This window comes from Cronobacter muytjensii ATCC 51329 (assembly GCF_001277195.1).
Taxonomy (GTDB): Bacteria; Pseudomonadota; Gammaproteobacteria; order Enterobacterales; family Enterobacteriaceae; genus Cronobacter; species Cronobacter muytjensii.
Genome location: NZ_CP012268.1, coordinates 1,059,471 through 1,077,891, shown reverse-complemented (window position 1 = coordinate 1,077,891; position 18,421 = coordinate 1,059,471). Strand labels below are relative to the sequence as shown.

The window sequence follows — 18,421 nt, the reverse complement described above, 5'->3', positions numbered from 1 at the left end:
TATGCAAAACGACTCCCTCGCCACGCCGCAAAGACCGCTCGACTTCACCTCCGCCTCGTTTCTGATTGTCGCCTTTCTCACCGGTATTGCCGGCGCGCTACAAACCCCGACGCTCAGCCTGTTCCTGACGGAAGAAGTGCACGCCCGCCCGGCGATGGTCGGCTTCTTTTTTACCGGCAGCGCGATCATCGGGATTTTCGTCAGCCAGTTTCTGGCGGGCCGTTCCGATCGCAAGGGCGATCGCAAGTCGCTGATTTTCGCCTGCTGCCTGTTAGGCGCGCTGGCGTGTCTGCTGTTCGCATGGAACCGCAACTATTTCATTTTGCTGTTTGTGGGCGTGTTCCTGAGCAGTTTTGGTTCCACCGCCAACCCGCAGATGTTCGCGCTGGCGCGCGAGCACGCTGACCGCACCGGACGTGAAGCGGTGATGTTCAGTTCGATTCTGCGCGCGCAGGTGTCGCTCGCCTGGGTGGTCGGCCCGCCGCTGGCCTATGCGCTGGCGATGGGTTTTGGTTTTCAGACGATGTATATCAGCGCCGCCGCCGCGTTTGTGCTCTGCGCGCTGATGGTCTGGTTTTTCCTGCCGTCGATGCGCAAAGAGCCGCTCGCCACCACAGCGCCTTTAGAAGCGCCCCGCCGCAACCGTCGCGACGCGCTGCTGCTGTTTTCGATTTGTACGCTGATGTGGGGCACCAACAGCCTCTACATCATTAATATGCCGCTGTACCTGATTAACGAATTGCACCTGCCGGAGAAACTGGCGGGCGTGATGATGGGCGCGGCGGCAGGGCTTGAGATCCCGGTAATGCTCATTGCGGGCTATTACGCCCGGAAATTCGGCAAACGCTTTCTGATGCGCGTCGCCGTTGTGGCGGGCGTACTGTTTTATCTCGGTATGCTGACGCTGCAAAGCCCGGCGCTGCTGCTGACGCTACAGCTGCTGAACGCTGTCTATATCGGAATTCTGGCGGGAATCGGGATGCTCTATTTCCAGGATCTGATGCCAGGCCAGGCGGGCGCCGCCACAACGCTGTACACCAACACCACGCGCGTGGGCTGGATAATCGCCGGCTCGCTTGCGGGGGTGATTGCAGAACTCTGGAATTACCACTCGGTGTTTTACGTAGCGCTGGGCATGACCGCGGGCGCGGTCTGGTGCCTGTGGCGCATTAAAGACGTTTAAGGCGCGGTGAGCGCCTCAAGATGGATGAGATACGCCATCGCCGCGTGGCGGTTTGTGCCGCACATCTCCTGCGACGGTTGCAGGCCGCCGCACACTTTCGGGCGCAGCGGCGAGCCAAAAAGTTTACAGCGCAGGCGTTCGTCAAGCTGGACGCAAGGCGTATTCGCCGGCTTGCCGTCGGGCATACCGGGAATGGGGCTTGAGATCGACGGTGCGGTGCAGCAGGCGCCGCAGTCGGGGCGACAGTCCATAAACTCTCCGTGACGACGCGCTACGCGCCGGTCAGTGATTTTTCAAGCAGCAGCCGGTAGTCTGCGGCCTCGCCCTTTTTTTCCAGTTCGATAATCTGATAGCCGTTACGGATAAGCAGCATCAACATGGCGCGAAACCGGTTGCGGGTTTTCACGCGCAGCCGCCGGTAGCCATTTTCCTGCGCCCAGCGCTCCTGCGTCTCAAGAAGGCGCTGCGCCACGCCGTCGCGTCGGTACGCGGACACCACGCCGCCGAGCCAGCTGTAAAATTCGCCGGGCGCCGTTTCATAACCGAGCTTAAAACCGACCGGCTGCGCCTCGTCATACGCCACCAGCGCGCAGGCGGCGCGATCGCCGATACGCTGGCGGATAGCGTGCGCGTCATGCAGCCCGGCGAACTCCGGGATCAGACGGTAAACAGCGGCGGTCTCTTCAGGCAGGACATGACGGATGGAAATCGACATAGCGCGCTCCTCGCGTGAAAGGCGGGCATTGTAGCGTTTTGCCCGGCCGGGTACAGCCCTGACGCCGAAAAAGCCCGCCGCGCGTCGCTTTTTCGGCACGTCTCGCAATGTACGTAATTCCGCTTGCCTGGCGCGTGTCTCGCGAGTAACTTGTCGCGATATTTTGCATATTCCAGCTTAACAGGACACTCCGATGCCAAGAGCGAACGAAATTAAAAAAGGTATGGTGCTGAATTACAACGGCAAACTGCTGATTGTAAAAGATATCGACATTCAGTCCCCGAGCGCGCGCGGCGCGGCCACACTGTACAAAATGCGGTTTTCCGACGTCCGCACCGGGCAAAAAGTGGAAGAGCGCTTTAAAGGCGACGATATCCTGGACACCATCACGCTGACCCGCCGCTTTGTGGATTTCTCCTACGTCGACGGCAACGAGTATGTCTTTATGGATAAAGAAGACTACACGCCGTACACCTTTACCAAAGACCAGATCGAAGAAGAGCTGCTGTTTATGCCGGAAGGCGGCATGCCGGATATGCAGGTACTGACCTGGGACGGCCAGCTGCTGGCGCTGGAGCTGCCGCAGACCGTGGATCTCGAAATCGTCGAGACCGCGCCGGGCATTAAAGGCGCGTCTGCAAGCGCCCGCTCCAAGCCTGCGACACTCTCCTCCGGCGTAGTGATTCAGGTGCCGGAATACCTGAGCGCCGGTGAGAAAATCCGTGTGCATATCGCCGAGCGCCGCTATATGGGCCGCGCCGAATAAGCGCTAACTGAGTAAAACAAAAGCCCCGCGCTGCGGGGCTTTTTTTATTTCTGCGTGACTTACGGTTTACAGCAGATCCGGGAACAGCACCTTTTTCAGCGCGAGCTCCACGCCGCGTACTTCGGCAAGTCCTTTCAGGCGGCCAATCGCCGAATAGCCGGGGTTGGTTTTCTTACGCAGATCGTCAAGCATCTGATGACCGTGATCCGGGCGGAACGGGATCGGGCGCAGATCGCCTGCTTTTTTACGGCGCTGCTCTTCGGTCAGGATCGCCTTCACCACCGCCACCATATCGACGTCGCCATACAGGTGCGCCGCTTCGTGGAAGGTTTTCGGGTTCGCTTCGCGGCAGGTGGCGCGCAGATGCGTGAAGTGAATACGATCGGCGAAGGTTTCCACCATCCGCACCAGATCGTTATCAGCCCGTACGCCGTAAGAGCCGGTGCACATGGTAAAGCCATTATAAATGCTGTCGACCGTCTCTTTGAGCCACTGCATATCTTCGATAGTTGAGACAATGCGTGGCAGACCGAGGATCGGGCGCGGCGGATCGTCCGGATGCACGGCCAGGCGCACACCCGCTTCTTCCGCCACCGGTACGATAGCTTTCAGGAAATAAGCCATGTTGTCGCGCAGCGCGGCTTTATCGATGCCGTCATATTCAGCGAGACGCGCGCGGAACTGATCCAGCGTGTAGCCCTCTTCCGCGCCCGGCAGGCCGGCGATGATATTACGCGTCAGCGTCTCAATCTGCGCCTCGCTCATGGCGTGGAAATAGTCCTGCGCCTGGCGCTGCTCTTCTTGCGTATAATCCTGGTGCGCGCCGTCGCGCTTTAAGATGTGCAGTTCAAACGCGGCGAAGGCAATCTGATCGAAACGCAGCGCTTTCGAGCCGTCCGGCAGCGTATATTCGAGATCGGTGCGCGTCCAGTCGAGGATCGGCATAAAGTTGTAGCAGACAGTGTCGATGCCGCAGGCCGCCAGATTGCGAATGCTCTGCTGGTAGCGGGCGATATAGAGATCGTACTGACCGGTATGGGTTTTGATATCTTCATGTACCGGGATGCTTTCCACCACCGACCAGGTGAGCCCTTTTTGCGCAAGCTCCGCCTGACGCTTTTTGATCTCCTCTACCGGCCAGACTTCGCCGTTCGGGATGTGGTGCAGTGCGGTGACGATGCCGGTTGCCCCGGCCTGTCTGATGTCATCCAGCGATACCGGATCGTTCGGCCCATACCAACGCCAGGTTTGTTCCATCGCCCTCTCCTTAAAAAGTTGTTATACCAATATTGCGAGAACTCATGGTAACTACCATACATGTTTAACCAGAACCGTCAAACCGCGCACTAGCCTGTATTGATCCAGCTCACAAACCCCGGATATTTACGGCATACCAATTCAATTTGCTGTCATATAACTTTACACTAAGTTTGTTAAATAATGGTTATCAGGATATGTGAGAAATGAATAATATCGCTTCCGCCACGCTGCCTGCTGCGGTTCAACGTCCGGATTACGACCGCAGCGCCCTGCAAAGCCGTATCGTGCATTTTGGTTTCGGCGCGTTTCACCGCGCCCACCAGGCGCTGCTGACCGACCGTGTGCTTAATCTCAACGGCGGCGACTGGGGCATCTGCGAAATCAGCCTGTTTAGCGGCGATGAGCTGATGACCGCGCTGCGCGCGCAGGACCATCTTTATACCGTGCTGGAAAAAGGCGCCGACGGCAATCAGGCTATTATTATTGGCGCGGTGAATGAATGCCTCAACGCAAAGCTCGACGGCATGGACGCGATCATTGAAAAATTTTGCGAGCCGCAGGTCGCTATCGTCTCGTTAACCATCACGGAAAAAGGCTACTGCATCGACCCGGCCACCGGTCATCTGGATACGCAAAACAGCCGCATCGTGCATGATCTCGACAACCCGCATCAGCCGCACTCCGCGCCAGGGCTGTTGGTGGAGGCGTTGCACCGCCGCCGCGAGCGCGGGCACGCCCCGTTTACCGTGCTCTCCTGCGATAACATTCCTGATAACGGCCATGTGGTGCGTGAAGCGGTGCTCGGCATGGCGCATAAGCGCGACCCGGCGCTGGCGGAATGGATTGCCGAACACGTCACGTTCCCCGGTACGATGGTCGACCGTATTGTGCCGGCGGCAACACCGGAATCCTTACAGGAGATTGCCGATACGCTGGGCGTCGCCGATCCGTGCGCCATCAGCTGCGAGCCGTTTATCCAGTGGGTGGTTGAGGATAATTTCGTCGCGGGCCGTCCTGCCTGGGAAGACGCGGGCGTGCAGATGGTCGACGACGTTCTGCCCTGGGAGCAGATGAAGCTGCGAATGCTGAACGGCAGCCACTCTTTTCTGGCGTATCTCGGCTATCTGGCGGGATATCAGCACATCAGCGACTGCATGAATGACGCGAATTTCCGCGACGCGGCGCGCCAGCTGATGCTGCGCGAGCAGGCGCCGACGCTGCGCATTCAGGGGGTGGATCTCACCGGGTACGCCGACAGCCTCCTTACGCGCTTCGCCAATCCGGCGCTGAAACATCGCACCTGGCAAATCGCAATGGACGGCAGCCAGAAGCTGCCGCAGCGTATGCTGGATTCCGTGCGCTGGCATTTGCAGCACGGCGGCGAGTGGTCGCTGCTGGCGCTGGGCGTGGCGGGCTGGATGCGCTACGTCAGCGGCGTGGATGACCGCGGCCAGCCCATTGACGTGCGCGATCCGCTGGCGGAAAAAATCGCGGCGCTGGTGCAGTCGAGCCACGAAGATGAGCGCGTCGGCGCGCTGCTGACGCTGAAAGAAGTATTCGGCGAGGAGCTGGCGCAGCATCCGCTGTTTATCCATACCCTGAACGCCGCGTGGCAATCACTCTGCCGACTGGGCGCAAAAGAAGCGGTGGCGCGCCTCGCACGCCGCTGATTTTAACCCTGAATGCTTTTAACGCGGATGCGGCGCCTGCTCGTCCGCGTTGCCTCTTCTCATCCCTGCCATTTTTATCCAGAATGATGCCTGATGATTTATTTCCGCCAGATATTTATCAGGAGCGCATGTGACTCGTACCAATCTTATTACCGGCTTTCTTGGCAGCGGCAAGACCACCACCATCCGCCACCTGCTGGCCCATAAAGATCCGGCGGAAAAATGGGCCGTGCTGGTGAATGAGTTTGGCGAAGTGGGCATTGATGGCGCGCTGATGGCTGACAGCGGCGCGCTGTTAAAAGAGATCCCCGGCGGCTGCATGTGCTGCGTCAACGGCCTGCCGATGCAGGTGGGGCTCAATACCTTACTGCGCCAGGGCAAACCGGACAGGCTGCTGATTGAGCCGACCGGACTGGGACATCCTAAACAGATTCTGGATATGCTCACCTCGGCGGTGTATGAGCCCTGGATAGACCTGCGTGCCACGTTGTGCCTGCTTGACCCGCGCCAGCTGCGGGATGAGAAATATGTCGCAAATGAAAACTTCCGCGACCAGCTCGCCGCGGCGGATATTATCGTCGCCAATAAACAGGATCGCAGCGACGAAGAAAGCCTGGCGGCGCTGCGCGCCTGGCGCGAGGAATATGCGGCTGACCGTGAGCTGGTGTTCGCCACCCAGGGCGAAATCGACCTCGCGCTGCTTGATAAGCCTCGCCTTAATCTGCGCGAACTGCCCGCGAGCGCCCATCACGCCCATTCGCATGCGGCGCGCAGCGGCCTTGCAGCGCTGAGCCTGCCGGATAATCAGCGCTGGCGACGCAGCCTCAATAGCGGCCAGGGGCACCACGCCTGCGGCTGGATTTTTGATGCCGACACGGTGTTTGACACGACAGGCATTCTCGAGTGGGCACGGCTTGCGCCGGCGGAGCGCGTTAAGGGCGTGCTGCGTATTCGCGAAGGGCTGGTGCGTATTAACCGCCAGGGCCTGGATCTGCATATTGAAACCCAGAGCGCGCCGCCGCCGGACAGCCGCATCGAGCTGATTACCGCCGAGAATACTGACTGGAACGCCCTGCAATCGGCCTTGTTGAAGCTTCGTTTAGACGAATCGCTTTAACGTTACCCTTTTGCGAAAAAATCAGACTGTCATGACTAACACACGTATCCCCGCGATCCTGCTGCTGAATCTTGCAGGCGCCGCTCTCTTTCTTTCCTGGTATCCGCCGGCGCAGACCGGCTTCTGGTTTTCCCTCGATGCCGGGATTTTCCACTTTTTCAACCACCTTGCGGCCACCAGCCATAGCTTTTTATGGTTCCTGGCGATAACCAATAACCGCGCGTTCGACGGCTGTTCGCTGCTGGCGATGGGGCTGCTGCTGCTCTGGTACTGGCGTCGCGCAACGCCATCAGGCCGACGCCACATTATTATCATGGGCGTGGTGATGCTGCTCTCGGCGGTGGTGCTGAATCAGCTTGGTCACCTGCTGCCGGTGTCGCGTCCGAGCCCGACGCTGACGTTTGAAGACAGCCTGCGCGTGGGGAACGTGGTGGGAATTTCGACTAAAGACGCCTCGACCGACAGTTTTCCGGGCGACCACGGTATGATGCTGCTTATATTCGCCGGTTTTATGTGGCGCTATTTCGGCGTTAAAGCCTTTACGCTCAGTATGCTCATATTCTGCGTTTTCGCCCTGCCGCGCATGATGATTGGCGCGCACTGGTTCACGGATATAGCTGTTGGCTCTTTGTCAATCATTTTTATTGGTCTTCCGTGGATTTTATTGACGCCGCTTAGCGATAAAATAATTACCTGGCTTAATAATCATCTGCCCGGTAAAAAAACAACAACCCCATAACAATTAATTAATAGATTAAAAATAACATCAACAGGGATCGTTAAGGGTCCCTGTTTATTTTTTGCCCTACCCCTGCCAGACGCTTTTCGCAAGACTTTCACAGATTCGTCATAAAAATGAAGGCGTTGACTATTTTTACGTCAGATTTTGAGGCGTTCTCTTTTCCCGTCTTTACGGTTCTTGACCATTACAATTTCTTATAAAAAAATGATTAAAACCACTCGCCATATGGGTTTTGTTCAGGTAATCTCGGGAGCGTTTTGCGGTTTAAGGGCATTTATTGGTAATGCAAATAAAAGTGTGCACTAACACACAATTTAGCTTACCAGGAATTGTCTTACCCCCCAGAGCTCATTAGTCTCGGCACGTTTAGCATTTTTTATAACGATTTTTATCGTTAAGGACTTCAAGGGAAAACAAACAAAATGGTCAAATCTCAACCAATTTTGAGATATATCACTCGGGTCATCCCCGCTGTGGCTGTGGCAATTCTGCTGTCAGCATGTAGCTCTACCAATACCGCAAAAAACATGCATTCTGAGACGCATGCAGTAGGTGAAAACGACGGGCTGTTACTGCAAGCCTCTCAGGATGAATTTGAACAGATGGTTCGTACGCTGGATGTGAAATCCCGCATTATGGATCAGTACGCTGACTGGAAAGGCGTGCGCTATCGCCTCGGCGGCAGCACCAAAAAAGGCATCGATTGTTCCGGCTTCGTGCAGCGCACCTTCCGCGAACAGTTTGGTTTAGAACTGCCGCGCTCGACTTACGAGCAGCAGGAAATGGGTAAATCGGTTGACCGCACCCGCCTGCGTACCGGCGACCTGGTGTTATTCCGCGCCGGTTCGACGGGCCGCCACGTGGGCATTTACATCGGCAACAACCAGTTTGTGCATGCGTCAACACGCAGCGGCGTGATGATCTCCAATCTGGATGAACCGTACTGGAAGAAGCGCTATAACGAAGCGCGCCGCGTACTGGGCCGGAGTTAATACTCAGCGTGACGATTTCCCTTGATTGTCTGTGCTGAACGATAAAAAACGCTGCTGATGCAGCGTTTTTTTTGTCTGCGCGCCAGCCGCGCCCTTTCTCCCTCACTTTCTGCGGTATTGTCTGTTAAGCTGATGCCACGCTCGTTGCTCGCACGGGAACTGAATGATGTTATCCAGTCCGCCTTTTGCATCAACCCTGTCCACTCCCCGTAAAATCCTTCTTGTCGGCATGGCGACAGGAATTGCCCTGGCGTTTATTGTCACGCTCGCTGCCCGCGGCTGGCTGCATCAGCAGCGAGAAGCGCAGTATGATCTGCTGGCGCGCGACATCCATCAGTACCTCAACACCTATTTCACGCAGTTGAAAGCCTCCGCCGATGCACTGCAGCCGCTGACGCTCGCCGAATGCGGCGCGGTTTCCGCCGAACTCACGTCGCGCGCGGCATTTAACGTCAACGTGCGCGCGTTTTTGCTGATAAGAAACGGCGCGGCGTATTGCTCCTCCGCGACTGGCAGGCTGCAACTGCCGCTTCGCGACTTCGCGCCGGACATCGATACCCGTAAAGCGGTGGATATCAGTATTATTCCCGGCACGCCGATGATGCCGGATAAGCCGTCGATCGTGATGTGGTTTGGCAATCCGCTGATGGAAGGCCGCGGGATCGTTACGACGCTTAACGTCAACCTGACGCCCTATCTTATCTACACCGCGCGCCAGAACGATCTCAACGGTCTGGCGCTGGTGGCGAAAGATCGCGCCCTGACTACGTTTTCCGGCAGGGCGATGACGCCCGACGAACTTCCCGCCGAGCCGCTACGCAGCGAAAGCGTGCAGGGTTATCCGCTCAAACTTTATCTCTACGGCGACACCATGCCTGCCGAAGACCGCCATCTGGCGCTGTTGCTGGGTTTATTGCTGGGTGTCCTTGGCGGCGTGCTGACGGTTGTCCTGCTGGCGCTGCGCGCGCGATCCGGGCGGGAGATTGTCAGCGGCATTAAGCGTAACCAGTTTTTTGTGGTCTATCAGCCGGTGGTGGACTCCGCCACGCGCCAGATCCGCGGCGTCGAGGCGTTAATGCGCTGGAAACATCCGACCGCAGGCATGATCCCGCCGGACGCGTTTATCAGCTTCGCCGAGGCGCAGGGACTTATCGTCCCGCTTACCCGACACCTGTTTAAACTCATCGCCCAGGATGTGCCTCGCCTGCAGCAGTCGCTGCCGCCCGGGGCCAAGCTCGGCGTGAATATCGCCCCCGGCCATCTTCATTCAGCGCAGTTCAAAACCGATATTCAAAAGTTTCACGCCTCGCTGCCGCCGGACTATTTCCAACTGGTGTTTGAAATGACCGAGCGCGACATGATCCGCGAAGAAGAAGCGCTCGATCTCTTCGACTGGCTGCACAAGCAGGGTTATGAAATAGCGGTTGACGATTTCGGCACCGGGCACAGCGCGCTGATTTACCTTGAGCGCTTTACGCTCGATTACCTGAAAATCGATCGCGGTTTCGTCAACGCGATTGGTACCGAAACCATCACCTCGCCAGTGCTTGACGCCGTGATAAGCCTTGCGAAACGCCTGAATATGGTGACGGTCGCCGAAGGTGTGGAGACGCTTGAGCAGGCGAAATGGCTGAGCGAGCGCGGCGTCAATTTCCTGCAGGGTTATTATTTCAGCCGCCCGGTGCGTGCCGCCGAGCTGCCGGCGAGCATGAAGGAGATGGACTCATAACGCGGGGCTATTTCACAATCGCGCGCGGCTCCCTTATTATGCAGCCATGCTGTTACCGCGCCCGTTCAGGCCCCGCAGAAGGACATACCACCTCAATGATTGCACGCGCGTTCGTTTTGCTGTTTCTGATGTTCAGCGCTGTTTGTCAGGCGCAGACCATTCATGAAAGCTACTCGCTGGCGGTACTCGGGGAACCGAAGTATGCCGTCAACTTCAACCATTTCGATTACGTCAACCCGGCGGCGCCGAAAGGCGGCAACATCACGCAGGCGGCGCTCGGCACCTTTGATAATTTCAACCGCTACGCGCTGCGCGGCAACCCTGGCGTGCGCACCGAAACGCTTTACGACACGCTGTTTACCAGCTCCGACGACGAGCCGGGCAGCTACTATCCGCTGATTGCCGAAATGATCCGCTACCCGGATGATTTTTCCTGGGCGGAGGTAACGATTAACCCGCAAGCGCGCCATCACGACGGCTCGCCCATCACCGCCAAAGATGTCGCGTTCACCTTTCATAAATTCATGACCGAGGGCGTGCCGCAGTTTCGTCTGTACTACAAAGGCGCCACGATGAAAGCTATCGCGCCGCTGACTGTGCGCATCGAGCTGGCGCAGCCGGGTAAAGAGAATATGCTGGGCCTGCTGACGCTGCCGGTGATGCCGGAAAAATACTGGCGCGACCATAAACTTAGCGATCCCCTTTCCACACCGCCGCTGGCGAACGGCCCTTATCGCGTCAGCCAGTGGCGCATGGGGCAATACATTGTCTATTCCCGCGTGAAGGATTACTGGGCCGCGAATCTGCCGGTCAACCGCGGCCGCTGGAATTTCGACACCATCCGCTACGATTACTACCTGGATGACAATGTCGCTTTCGAGGCGTTCAAGGCAGGCGCGTATGATTTCCGCCCGGAAACCAGCCCGAAAAACTGGGCAACGCGCTACAACGGCAGCAATTTCGAGCGCGGGTATATCATTAAAGACGAGTTTGAAAACACCACCGCACAGGATGCCCGCTGGCTCGCGTTCAATATTCAGCGGCCGTTTTTCGCCGACCGCCGGGTACGTGAGGCCATTTCGCTGGCGTTTGATTTCGAGTGGATGAACAAAGTGCTCTTTTATAAGGCCTGGCGTCGTCCGAACAGCTATTTCCTGAATACCGACTACGCCGCGCGCCATTACCCGGACGCCGACGAGCTCACTCTGCTGGCGCCGCTGAAAAAAGCGGTGCCGCCGGAAGTCTTCACGAAAATTTACGAGCCGCCGGTATCGCGCGGCGATGGTTTCGACAGGGACAATCTCATTAAAGCGCTGGCCTTACTAAAAGAGGCAGGCTGGGAATTGAAAAACAACAAGCTCGTTAACCGCGCGACCGGCAAACCGTTCGCCTTTGAACTGCTGCTCGGCTCAGCGGGCAATAACCAGTGGGTGCTGCCGTTTCAGCACAGCCTGGCGCGGCTCGGCATGACTATGACCATTCGCCAGGTGGATAATTCGCAGCTCACCAACCGACTGCGCAAACGCGATTTCGACATGATGCCGACGCTCTATCGCGCTGCGCCGTGGCCCGACACCGGGCTACAGGTGAGCTGGGCGTCAGACTACATCGATTCCTCCTGGAATACGCCCGGGGTGCAAAACCCGGCGGTGGATAAGCTCATTGAGCAGATTATTGAAAACCAGGGCAATCAGCAGAAGCTGCTGCCGCTTGGCCGCGCGCTCGACCGCGTACTGACCTGGAACTACTACATGATCCCGATGTGGTACGCTGCGGCGGATCGCGTGGCAGTGTGGAATAAATTCTCCCGCCCCGCCACGCGCCCGCTCTACACTCTGGGCTTTGATACGTGGTGGTATGACGTCAACAAAGCCGCCGCCCTGCCAGAAGCCCGGCGCTAAGGAAAATTATGGGCGCTTACCTGCTTCGCCGCTTGCTGCTGCTGATCCCGACGCTCTGGGCCATTATCACTATTAACTTTTTTATTGTTCAGATAGCCCCTGGCGGCCCGGTCGACCAGGCGCTCGCCGCCATCCAGTTTGGCGGCGGCACCGGCGTGCCGGGCGTTCAGGGCGGCGAGATGAACAGCGCTTCCCGCCCGCAAAACGGCGTGGTGAATGTGAACGAGAGCCACTATCGCGGCGCGCGCGGGCTTGACCCGGAAGTGATCGCCGAGATAACCCACCGCTACGGATTCGATAAACCGCTGCATGAGCGTTACTTCAACATGCTGTGGAACTACGCCCGTTTCGACTTCGGCGACAGCCTGTTTCGCAGCGCCTCGGTGCTGGATCTGATTAAAAACAGCCTGCCAGTGTCGATAACGCTCGGCCTGTGGAGCACGCTGATTATCTATCTGGTATCGATTCCGCTCGGCATTCGTAAAGCAGTCAACAGCGGCAGCCGCTTCGACGTCTGGAGCAGCGTGGCGATTATCACCGGCTACGCCATTCCGGCGTTTCTGTTCGCCATTCTGTTAATTGTCGTCTTCGCGGGCGGCACCTGGTTCGATCTCTTCCCGCTGCGCGGGCTGGTGTCGGCCAACTTTGACACGCTGCCGTGGTACCAGAAAATCACCGACTACCTCTGGCATATCACGCTGCCGGTGCTGGCGACGGTGATTGGCGGCTTCGCGACGCTCACCATTCTTACCCGCAATGCGTTTCTTGATGAGATCCGCAAACAGTATGTGGTGACGGCCCGAGCGAAAGGGCTTGGCGAGCAGCAAATCCTCTGGCGTCACGTGTTTCGCAACGCCATGCTGCTGGTGATTGCGGGCTTTCCGGCGACCTTTATCTCCATGTTTTTCACCGGTTCGGTGTTGATCGAGGTGATCTTCTCGCTTAACGGCCTCGGGCTGCTGGGCTATGAAGCCACCGTTTCGCGCGACTATCCGGTGATGTTCGGCACGCTCTATATTTTCACCCTGGTCGGCCTGCTTTTAAATATCCTCAGCGATATCACCTATACGCTGGTTGACCCACGCATTGATTTCGAGAGGCGCGGATGAGGGGATTGAATCCGGTGAATCAGGCGCGATGGGCGCGGTTTCGCCATAACCGGCGCGGTTACTGGTCGCTGTGGATTTTCGCGGTCATTTTTGTGTTGAGCCTGTTTTCGGAGCTTATCGCCAACGATAAACCGCTGGCGGTGCGCTATCAGGACCACTGGTATTTCCCGCTGGTCACTGCCTATAGCGAGAGCGATTTCGGCGGCCCGCTCGCGACGCCCGCTGATTATCAGGATCCCTGGCTGCGCCAACGGTTACAGGACAACGGCTGGGTGCTCTGGGCGCCAATAAGATTCAGCGGCACCGCGATTAACTTCGCCTCCGAGCGCCCCTTCCCCGCCCCGCCGTCAGCACAAAACTGGCTCGGTACTGACGCCAACGGCGGCGACGTGCTGGCGCGCATTCTCTACGGCACGCGCATCTCGCTGCTGTTCGGGCTGATGCTGACGATATGTGCGAGCGTCATCGGCATTACCGTTGGGGCCGTTCAGGGCTACTACGGAGGCAGAATCGATCTGTTCGGCCAGCGTTTTATTGAAATCTGGTCGGGCATGCCGACGCTGTTCCTGATAATTTTGCTCTCAAGCGTGGTGCAACCGGGTTTCTGGTGGTTGCTGCTGATTACGGTGCTGTTTGGCTGGATGACGCTGGTGGGCGTGGTGCGCGCCGAATTTCTGCGCACCCGCAACTTTGACTATATTCGCGCCGCCCAGGCGCTGGGCGTCAGCGACAGGGCTATCATCTGGCGTCATATGCTGCCCAATGCGATGGTGGCGACGCTGACGTTTCTGCCGTTTATTCTTTGCGGCTCGATTACCGTGCTGACAGAGCTTGATTTTCTGGGCTTTGGGTTACCGTTAGGCTCGCCGTCGCTCGGCGAACTGCTCCTGCAGGGCAAAAATAACCTTGAAGCGCCCTGGCTTGGGCTGACCGCCTTCTTCTCGCTGGCGATTTTACTGTCGCTGTTAATTTTTATCGGCGAAGCGGTTCGCGACGCCTTTGATCCGAGTAAGGCGGTCTGATATGGCGCATCCTTTGCTTTCCATCGACAACCTCTCCATCGCGTTTCGCCAGCAGGGCGTCGAGCGCCAGGTGGTGGATTCGCTGTCGCTTACCATTGATCCGGGCGAAACCCTGGCGCTGGTGGGTGAGTCGGGCTCCGGTAAGAGCGTCACGGCGTTGTCGATATTGCGCCTGCTCCCGTCCCCGCCGGTGGTCTATCCGCAGGGTGATATCCGCTTTAAGGGACAGTCTCTGCTTAACGCCGGCGAGCGTGAATTGCGCGCGGTGCGCGGCAACCAGATAGCGATGATTTTCCAGGAGCCGATGGTCTCCTTAAACCCGCTGCATAGCGTCGAAAAGCAACTTTACGAAGTGCTGTCACTGCACCGCGGCATGCGCCGCGAGCCCGCCCGCGCCGAGATCCTCACCTGTCTTGACCGGGTCGGCATCCGCAACGCCGCGCAGCGGTTAAACGACTTTCCGCACCAGCTCTCCGGCGGCGAACGCCAGCGCGTGATGATTGCGATGGCGCTGCTGACGCGTCCCTCGCTACTGATTGCTGATGAACCCACCACGGCGCTGGACGTCACGGTGCAGGCGCAAATTCTGCAACTGCTGGCGGAACTCAAACGCGAGCTCAATATGGGCCTGCTGTTTATCACGCATAACCTGAATATCGTGAAGCGGCTCGCGGATAACGTGGCGGTGATGCAAAACGGACGCTGCGTGGAGCAGAACCGCGTCGGGCCGATTTTCACCGCGCCCGCGCATGACTACACCCGGCGGCTTATCGCCGCTGAGCCGGATGGCGAGCCGGTGCCGCTCCCCTCGCCTGCCGCGCCGCTGCTGCACGTGCGCGACCTGAGCGTGGCGTTTGAACAACGCCGCGGGTTGTTCCGGCGCCGGGCGGGTTATCATCATGCGCTGAAAAATTTAAGTTTTACGCTGCACGCGGGCGAAAGTCTGGGGCTGGTGGGCGAATCGGGTTCCGGTAAAAGCACCTCCGGGCTCGCGCTGCTTCGCCTGATCGCCTCAAAAGGCGAGATTATTTTTGACGGCCATCCTTTGCACCAGCTTAACCGCCGCGCGCTATTGCCGCTGCGCCGCCGCATTCAGGTCGTGTTTCAGGACCCTAACTCCTCGCTTAATCCGCGTCTTGACGTATTAAGCATTATCGCCGAAGGGCTGCGCGTGCATCAGCCGACGCTCACGCCGTCGCAGCGCGAGGCGCAGGTGATTGACGTGATGCGTGAAGTAGGTCTGGATCCCGAAACGCGCCATCGCTACCCGAGCGAGTTTTCCGGCGGCCAGCGCCAGCGCATCGCCATCGCGCGGGCGTTGATCCTTAAACCAGAGCTGCTGATCCTCGATGAACCGACCTCCTCGCTCGATCGCACCGTGCAGGCGCAGATCCTGGCGCTGCTGAAAAAATTACAGCAGACGCACCGGCTCGCTTACCTGTTTATCAGTCACGATTTACAGGTGGTACGCTCGCTGTGTCATCAGGTCGTGGTGTTACGTCAGGGAGAAGTGATTGAGCAGGGCGACTGTCGGGAAATTTTCGCCGCCCCGCGTGAGGCCTATACGCGCGAGCTGTTAACGCTGCGCTAACGTTCAGAAAGGATTCTGGCCGGAAAACGGTTCAGCGATAGCCACGCCGAAGTTCTTCAGACGGCAGGTGGCCGCAAATTCGTCCTGATGATTCACAAACAGACACGGCTCGCCTTCACACTCCAGAACAGAACAATCTACCGAGATATCGCTCAGCGCCTGGCTGAGCTTATGCATGACCGGCCAGGCTTTTTCACCATCCGGGCTCAGGAGGCGTAAGCCCACCAGACAGTTGTCGCAATCCGGCCCCTGGTGCGGAATCGGTTCAACTTTTGAACCGGCAAAACCCGTACTCCACCGATAGCTCTGCGGCAAGCGATGAATGATTGAGAGTTGTAGCGTATTCAAGATAGTGTCCCCGGAAACATAAATTTTACAAGTCATTCACATAAAGATTAACACATGTTGACAAAAAGTGATCGCGTCAACAAAGAAAACGGTTTCATGGCGAGCGCAGACGGGTTATTTCCTCATCAGCGAGGCGGTTATTTTGTGCGTTGGCTCCCATTTTGGCGCTATATGTACCCCGTTCTGCGCCCTGACACAACCTTTTTTAATACAAGGCTGTGACTTTTTACATGCTTTACTTTTACATTCGAGAAACAAATACCCCGCAGACGATGGACATCGCGCAGACAGTCAGGGAGAAAAAATGGGGGGGAGAAAACCTCCCCCGGAAGGATCATGCGGCGCGACGACGCGGCCGGCTGGCGTAAAGGTAGAAAAGAATCGAGCAGGTGGCGCAGAAGAAAATCGAGAGCAGCATCGGCCACGCGGAATTGAAGGTCGCCATGGAGAGCAGCGCGCCCATGATGGCGCCGATGCCGAAGCGGAACGTCCCCGCGAGCGACGAGGCCGTACCTGCCATATGCGGGAACTCATCCAGAATAACCGCCATCGCGTTAGACGCCACCAGCGAAACGCAGCCGACAAACGCGGCCACGCCAAGCACCAGCGACCAGAAACCGACATCAAACTGCGCGCTTAACACCAGCCACACCGCCATCGCGAACTGAATAAACAGCCCGGCGCGGAACATCTTCAGCGCCCCGACGCGGCGCACAAAGCGGCTGTTGATGATGGTCATCACAAACAGGAACACAATATTGAGCGCAAAGTAATAGCCGAAATGCTGGGGCGAAACGTGGTTGAGCTCAATATAAACAAACGGTCCGGCGCTTAAAAACGAGAACATGCCCGCAAAGCTAAAACCGCTCGCCAGCATATAGCTCAGTACGCGTTTATGTCGAAACAGCGTGGCGAAGTTACCAAGCGTGGTGCGAAAGTGAAACTTCTGGCGGCGCTCCACCGGCAGCGTTTCACGTATAAGAAAGAAGATCATGGCGCAGGCCAGCAGCGCCAGTACGGCGAGGATCCAGAAGATGATATGCCAGTTGAACCAGACCAGCACGGCGCCGCCCGCCATCGGCGCCAGCAGCGGCGCGATGGTGGTCACCAGCATCACAAAGGACATCATGCGCGAGAACTCTTCCTTCGGATAGATATCGCGCATCAGGGCGTTGATAACGACGCTCGCCGCCGCAGCAGAGAGCCCGTGCAGGAAGCGCATATAAATCAGTTGATCGATAGTCTGCGCGAGCGCACAGGCGATAGCGGCCGCCGCGAAAATCAGCGTGCCGCCGAGGATCACCGGCTTACGTCCCAGACTGTCGGCCATCGGGCCATAAAACAGTTGCCCGATAGCGAAGCCCAGAATATAGGTGCTGAGCGTCATCTGGGCGCTGCCCGCCTCGACGCCAAACTCGTTTGCGATAACCGGCAGCGCCGGCAGGTACATATCGATAGAGAGCGGCATCAGCATGGCCAGCAGGCCAAGAATAAACACAATACCCAGCGACGAATTCTGCCTGGTGGTCACAATATGCTCCTGAATTTAGCGCGACGGCATGCCAACGCTGGCAATTTCGTCTTCGGTTAACGGACGATATTCGCCAGGTTCCAGCGCAGGGTCGAGTTCAATCGCCCCGATACGCTCGCGGTGCAGGCCGACGACATGGTTGCCTACCGCCGCAAACATGCGCTTCACCTGATGGTAGCGCCCTTCGCTGATGGTCAGACGAACCTCAGTCGGGGTGATCACCTCAAGCTGCGCGGGTTTGGTGAGATCTTTTTCGTTATGCAGCTGTACGCCTTTTGCAAACAATGCGGCGGTGTCGTCCGCCACCGGCGACTCGAGCGTCACCCGATACGTTTTCTCGCAGTGGTGGCGCGGCGACGTAATGCGGTGCGACCACTGGCCGTCGTCGGTCATCAGCACCAACCCGGTGGTGTCAATATCCAGACGCCCGGCGGCGTGCAGCTTATGGGCGACCGGCTCGTCGAGGAAATAGAGCACCGTCGGGTGATCCGGATCGTCAGTCGAGCAGACGTAGCCCTGCGGTTTATTCAGCATAAAATAGCGCGGGCCGTTCTGCTGGGTCAGCGGATTGCCGTCATATTCGACGTCGTGGTCCGGCAGCAGTTTAAAAGCGCTGTCTTTTACAATGTCGCCATTCACCGTCACCCGGCTGGCGCGAATTTCACGGGAAGCAATAGCGCGGCTGACGCCAAGCTGCTGGGCGATAAATTTATCAAGTCGCATTACGTTTATAAGCCTGTTGTTG

At 57.7% G+C, this 18,421-nt stretch carries 17 protein-coding genes; 11 read left to right on the top strand and 6 right to left on the bottom strand.

The window, feature by feature from the left end; genetic code table 11:
- Position 1: 1 nt before the first annotated feature.
- Positions 2-1,183: a sugar efflux transporter SetB gene (gene setB, locus AFK63_RS05000; RefSeq protein ID WP_038861794.1), complete on the top strand. Its 1,182-nt coding sequence runs from the start codon at positions 2-4 to the stop codon at positions 1,181-1,183.
- Here the strand turns inward: setB and AFK63_RS04995 are convergent.
- Complete coding sequence (locus AFK63_RS04995) at positions 1,180-1,434, bottom strand: YkgJ family cysteine cluster protein (RefSeq protein ID WP_038861792.1); 255 nt, start codon at positions 1,432-1,434, stop codon at positions 1,180-1,182. The genes setB and AFK63_RS04995 overlap by 4 nt on opposite strands.
- 20 nt (positions 1,435-1,454) lie before the next feature.
- Positions 1,455-1,898 carry a GNAT family N-acetyltransferase gene (locus AFK63_RS04990; RefSeq protein ID WP_038861790.1) on the bottom strand — a complete coding sequence of 148 codons (444 nt, stop codon included), beginning with the start codon at positions 1,896-1,898 and terminating at the stop codon, positions 1,455-1,457.
- A 193-nt stretch (positions 1,899-2,091) separates the two neighbouring features.
- On the opposite strand from AFK63_RS04990, the gene yeiP reads away from it, so the two are divergent.
- Entirely contained in the window at positions 2,092-2,664 is a 573-nt protein-coding gene (yeiP, locus tag AFK63_RS04985) for an elongation factor P-like protein YeiP (protein WP_007675861.1), read from the top strand.
- Between the two features lie 66 nt (positions 2,665-2,730).
- Here the strand turns inward: yeiP and uxuA are convergent, their stop codons facing one another.
- Positions 2,731-3,921 (bottom strand): mannonate dehydratase, encoded by a 1,191-nt coding sequence (uxuA, locus tag AFK63_RS04980; RefSeq protein WP_038861787.1) that lies wholly within the window; start codon positions 3,919-3,921, stop codon positions 2,731-2,733.
- Positions 3,922-4,127: 206 nt separating this feature from the next.
- Between uxuA and AFK63_RS04975 the strand changes: the two genes are divergently transcribed.
- From AFK63_RS04975 to yejF, 9 genes are all read left to right on the top strand, one after another.
- Complete coding sequence (locus tag AFK63_RS04975) at positions 4,128-5,594, top strand: mannitol dehydrogenase family protein (RefSeq protein WP_038861786.1); 1,467 nt, start codon at positions 4,128-4,130, stop codon at positions 5,592-5,594.
- 130 nt (positions 5,595-5,724) lie between these two features.
- Positions 5,725-6,711 carry a CobW family GTP-binding protein gene (locus tag AFK63_RS04970; RefSeq protein WP_038861785.1) on the top strand — a complete coding sequence of 329 codons (987 nt, stop codon included), beginning with the start codon at positions 5,725-5,727 and terminating at the stop codon, positions 6,709-6,711.
- A 31-nt stretch (positions 6,712-6,742) separates the two neighbouring features.
- Positions 6,743-7,450: a phosphatase PAP2 family protein gene (locus AFK63_RS04965; RefSeq protein ID WP_038861780.1), complete on the top strand. Its 708-nt coding sequence runs from the start codon at positions 6,743-6,745 to the stop codon at positions 7,448-7,450.
- A 425-nt stretch (positions 7,451-7,875) separates the two neighbouring features.
- Positions 7,876-8,445 carry a bifunctional murein DD-endopeptidase/murein LD-carboxypeptidase gene (gene mepS / locus AFK63_RS04960; RefSeq protein ID WP_038861778.1) on the top strand — a complete coding sequence of 190 codons (570 nt, stop codon included), beginning with the start codon at positions 7,876-7,878 and terminating at the stop codon, positions 8,443-8,445.
- Between the two features lie 166 nt (positions 8,446-8,611).
- Positions 8,612-10,174 (top strand): cyclic di-GMP phosphodiesterase, encoded by a 1,563-nt coding sequence (locus tag AFK63_RS04955; protein WP_038862337.1) that lies wholly within the window; start codon positions 8,612-8,614, stop codon positions 10,172-10,174.
- A 95-nt stretch (positions 10,175-10,269) separates the two neighbouring features.
- Positions 10,270-12,075 (top strand): extracellular solute-binding protein, encoded by a 1,806-nt coding sequence (locus AFK63_RS04950; protein WP_038861776.1) that lies wholly within the window; start codon positions 10,270-10,272, stop codon positions 12,073-12,075.
- 8 nt (positions 12,076-12,083) lie between these two features.
- Positions 12,084-13,184, top strand: coding sequence for a microcin C ABC transporter permease YejB (locus AFK63_RS04945; protein ID WP_038861768.1), 1,101 nt, complete (start codon positions 12,084-12,086; stop codon positions 13,182-13,184).
- Positions 13,181-14,206, top strand: coding sequence for a microcin C ABC transporter permease (locus tag AFK63_RS04940; RefSeq protein ID WP_038861766.1), 1,026 nt, complete (start codon positions 13,181-13,183; stop codon positions 14,204-14,206). The genes AFK63_RS04945 and AFK63_RS04940 overlap by 4 nt, the downstream gene beginning before the upstream one ends.
- Before the next feature lies 1 nt (position 14,207).
- Positions 14,208-15,797 carry a microcin C ABC transporter ATP-binding protein YejF gene (gene yejF / locus AFK63_RS04935; protein WP_038861764.1) on the top strand — a complete coding sequence of 530 codons (1,590 nt, stop codon included), beginning with the start codon at positions 14,208-14,210 and terminating at the stop codon, positions 15,795-15,797.
- Positions 15,798-15,800: 3 nt separating this feature from the next.
- Here the strand turns inward: yejF and AFK63_RS04930 are convergent, their stop codons facing one another.
- The 3 genes from AFK63_RS04930 to rsuA all read right to left on the bottom strand — a co-directional run bounded on the left by AFK63_RS04930 (position 15,801) and on the right by rsuA (position 18,399).
- On the bottom strand, positions 15,801-16,145 hold the full coding sequence (locus AFK63_RS04930; RefSeq protein ID WP_038861762.1) for a YejG family protein: 345 nt from the start codon (positions 16,143-16,145) through the stop codon (positions 15,801-15,803).
- 334 nt (positions 16,146-16,479) lie between these two features.
- The gene (locus AFK63_RS04925) at positions 16,480-17,676 is read right to left on the bottom strand and encodes a Bcr/CflA family multidrug efflux MFS transporter (protein WP_038861759.1); all 1,197 of its coding nucleotides are present in this window, start codon (positions 17,674-17,676) and stop codon (positions 16,480-16,482) included.
- 15 nt (positions 17,677-17,691) lie between these two features.
- Positions 17,692-18,399 (bottom strand): 16S rRNA pseudouridine(516) synthase RsuA, encoded by a 708-nt coding sequence (gene rsuA / locus AFK63_RS04920; RefSeq protein ID WP_038861755.1) that lies wholly within the window; start codon positions 18,397-18,399, stop codon positions 17,692-17,694.
- Positions 18,400-18,421: the final 22 nt, after the last annotated feature.

Excerpts from the sequence above, each read along its gene's own strand:
- AFK63_RS04975 (WP_038861786.1), top strand. The coding sequence starts at position 4,128 with ATGAATAATATCGCTTCCGCCACGCTGCCTGCTGCGGTTCAACGTCCG.
- yeiP (WP_007675861.1), top strand. The coding sequence starts at position 2,092 with ATGCCAAGAGCGAACGAAATTAAAAAAGGTATGGTGCTGAATTACAAC.
- AFK63_RS04945 (WP_038861768.1), top strand. The coding sequence starts at position 12,084 with ATGGGCGCTTACCTGCTTCGCCGCTTGCTGCTGCTGATCCCGACGCTC.
- rsuA (WP_038861755.1), bottom strand. The coding sequence starts at position 18,399 with ATGCGACTTGATAAATTTATCGCCCAGCAGCTTGGCGTCAGCCGCGCT.
- AFK63_RS04965 (WP_038861780.1), top strand. The coding sequence starts at position 6,743 with ATGACTAACACACGTATCCCCGCGATCCTGCTGCTGAATCTTGCAGGC.
- mepS (WP_038861778.1), top strand. The coding sequence starts at position 7,876 with ATGGTCAAATCTCAACCAATTTTGAGATATATCACTCGGGTCATCCCC.
- AFK63_RS04990 (WP_038861790.1), bottom strand. The coding sequence starts at position 1,898 with ATGTCGATTTCCATCCGTCATGTCCTGCCTGAAGAGACCGCCGCTGTT.
- AFK63_RS04950 (WP_038861776.1), top strand. The coding sequence starts at position 10,270 with ATGATTGCACGCGCGTTCGTTTTGCTGTTTCTGATGTTCAGCGCTGTT.
- setB (WP_038861794.1), top strand. The coding sequence starts at position 2 with ATGCAAAACGACTCCCTCGCCACGCCGCAAAGACCGCTCGACTTCACC.
- uxuA (WP_038861787.1), bottom strand. The coding sequence starts at position 3,921 with ATGGAACAAACCTGGCGTTGGTATGGGCCGAACGATCCGGTATCGCTG.
- AFK63_RS04995 (WP_038861792.1), bottom strand. The coding sequence starts at position 1,434 with ATGGACTGTCGCCCCGACTGCGGCGCCTGCTGCACCGCACCGTCGATC.
- AFK63_RS04940 (WP_038861766.1), top strand. The coding sequence starts at position 13,181 with ATGAGGGGATTGAATCCGGTGAATCAGGCGCGATGGGCGCGGTTTCGC.
- AFK63_RS04955 (WP_038862337.1), top strand. The coding sequence starts at position 8,612 with ATGTTATCCAGTCCGCCTTTTGCATCAACCCTGTCCACTCCCCGTAAA.
- yejF (WP_038861764.1), top strand. The coding sequence starts at position 14,208 with ATGGCGCATCCTTTGCTTTCCATCGACAACCTCTCCATCGCGTTTCGC.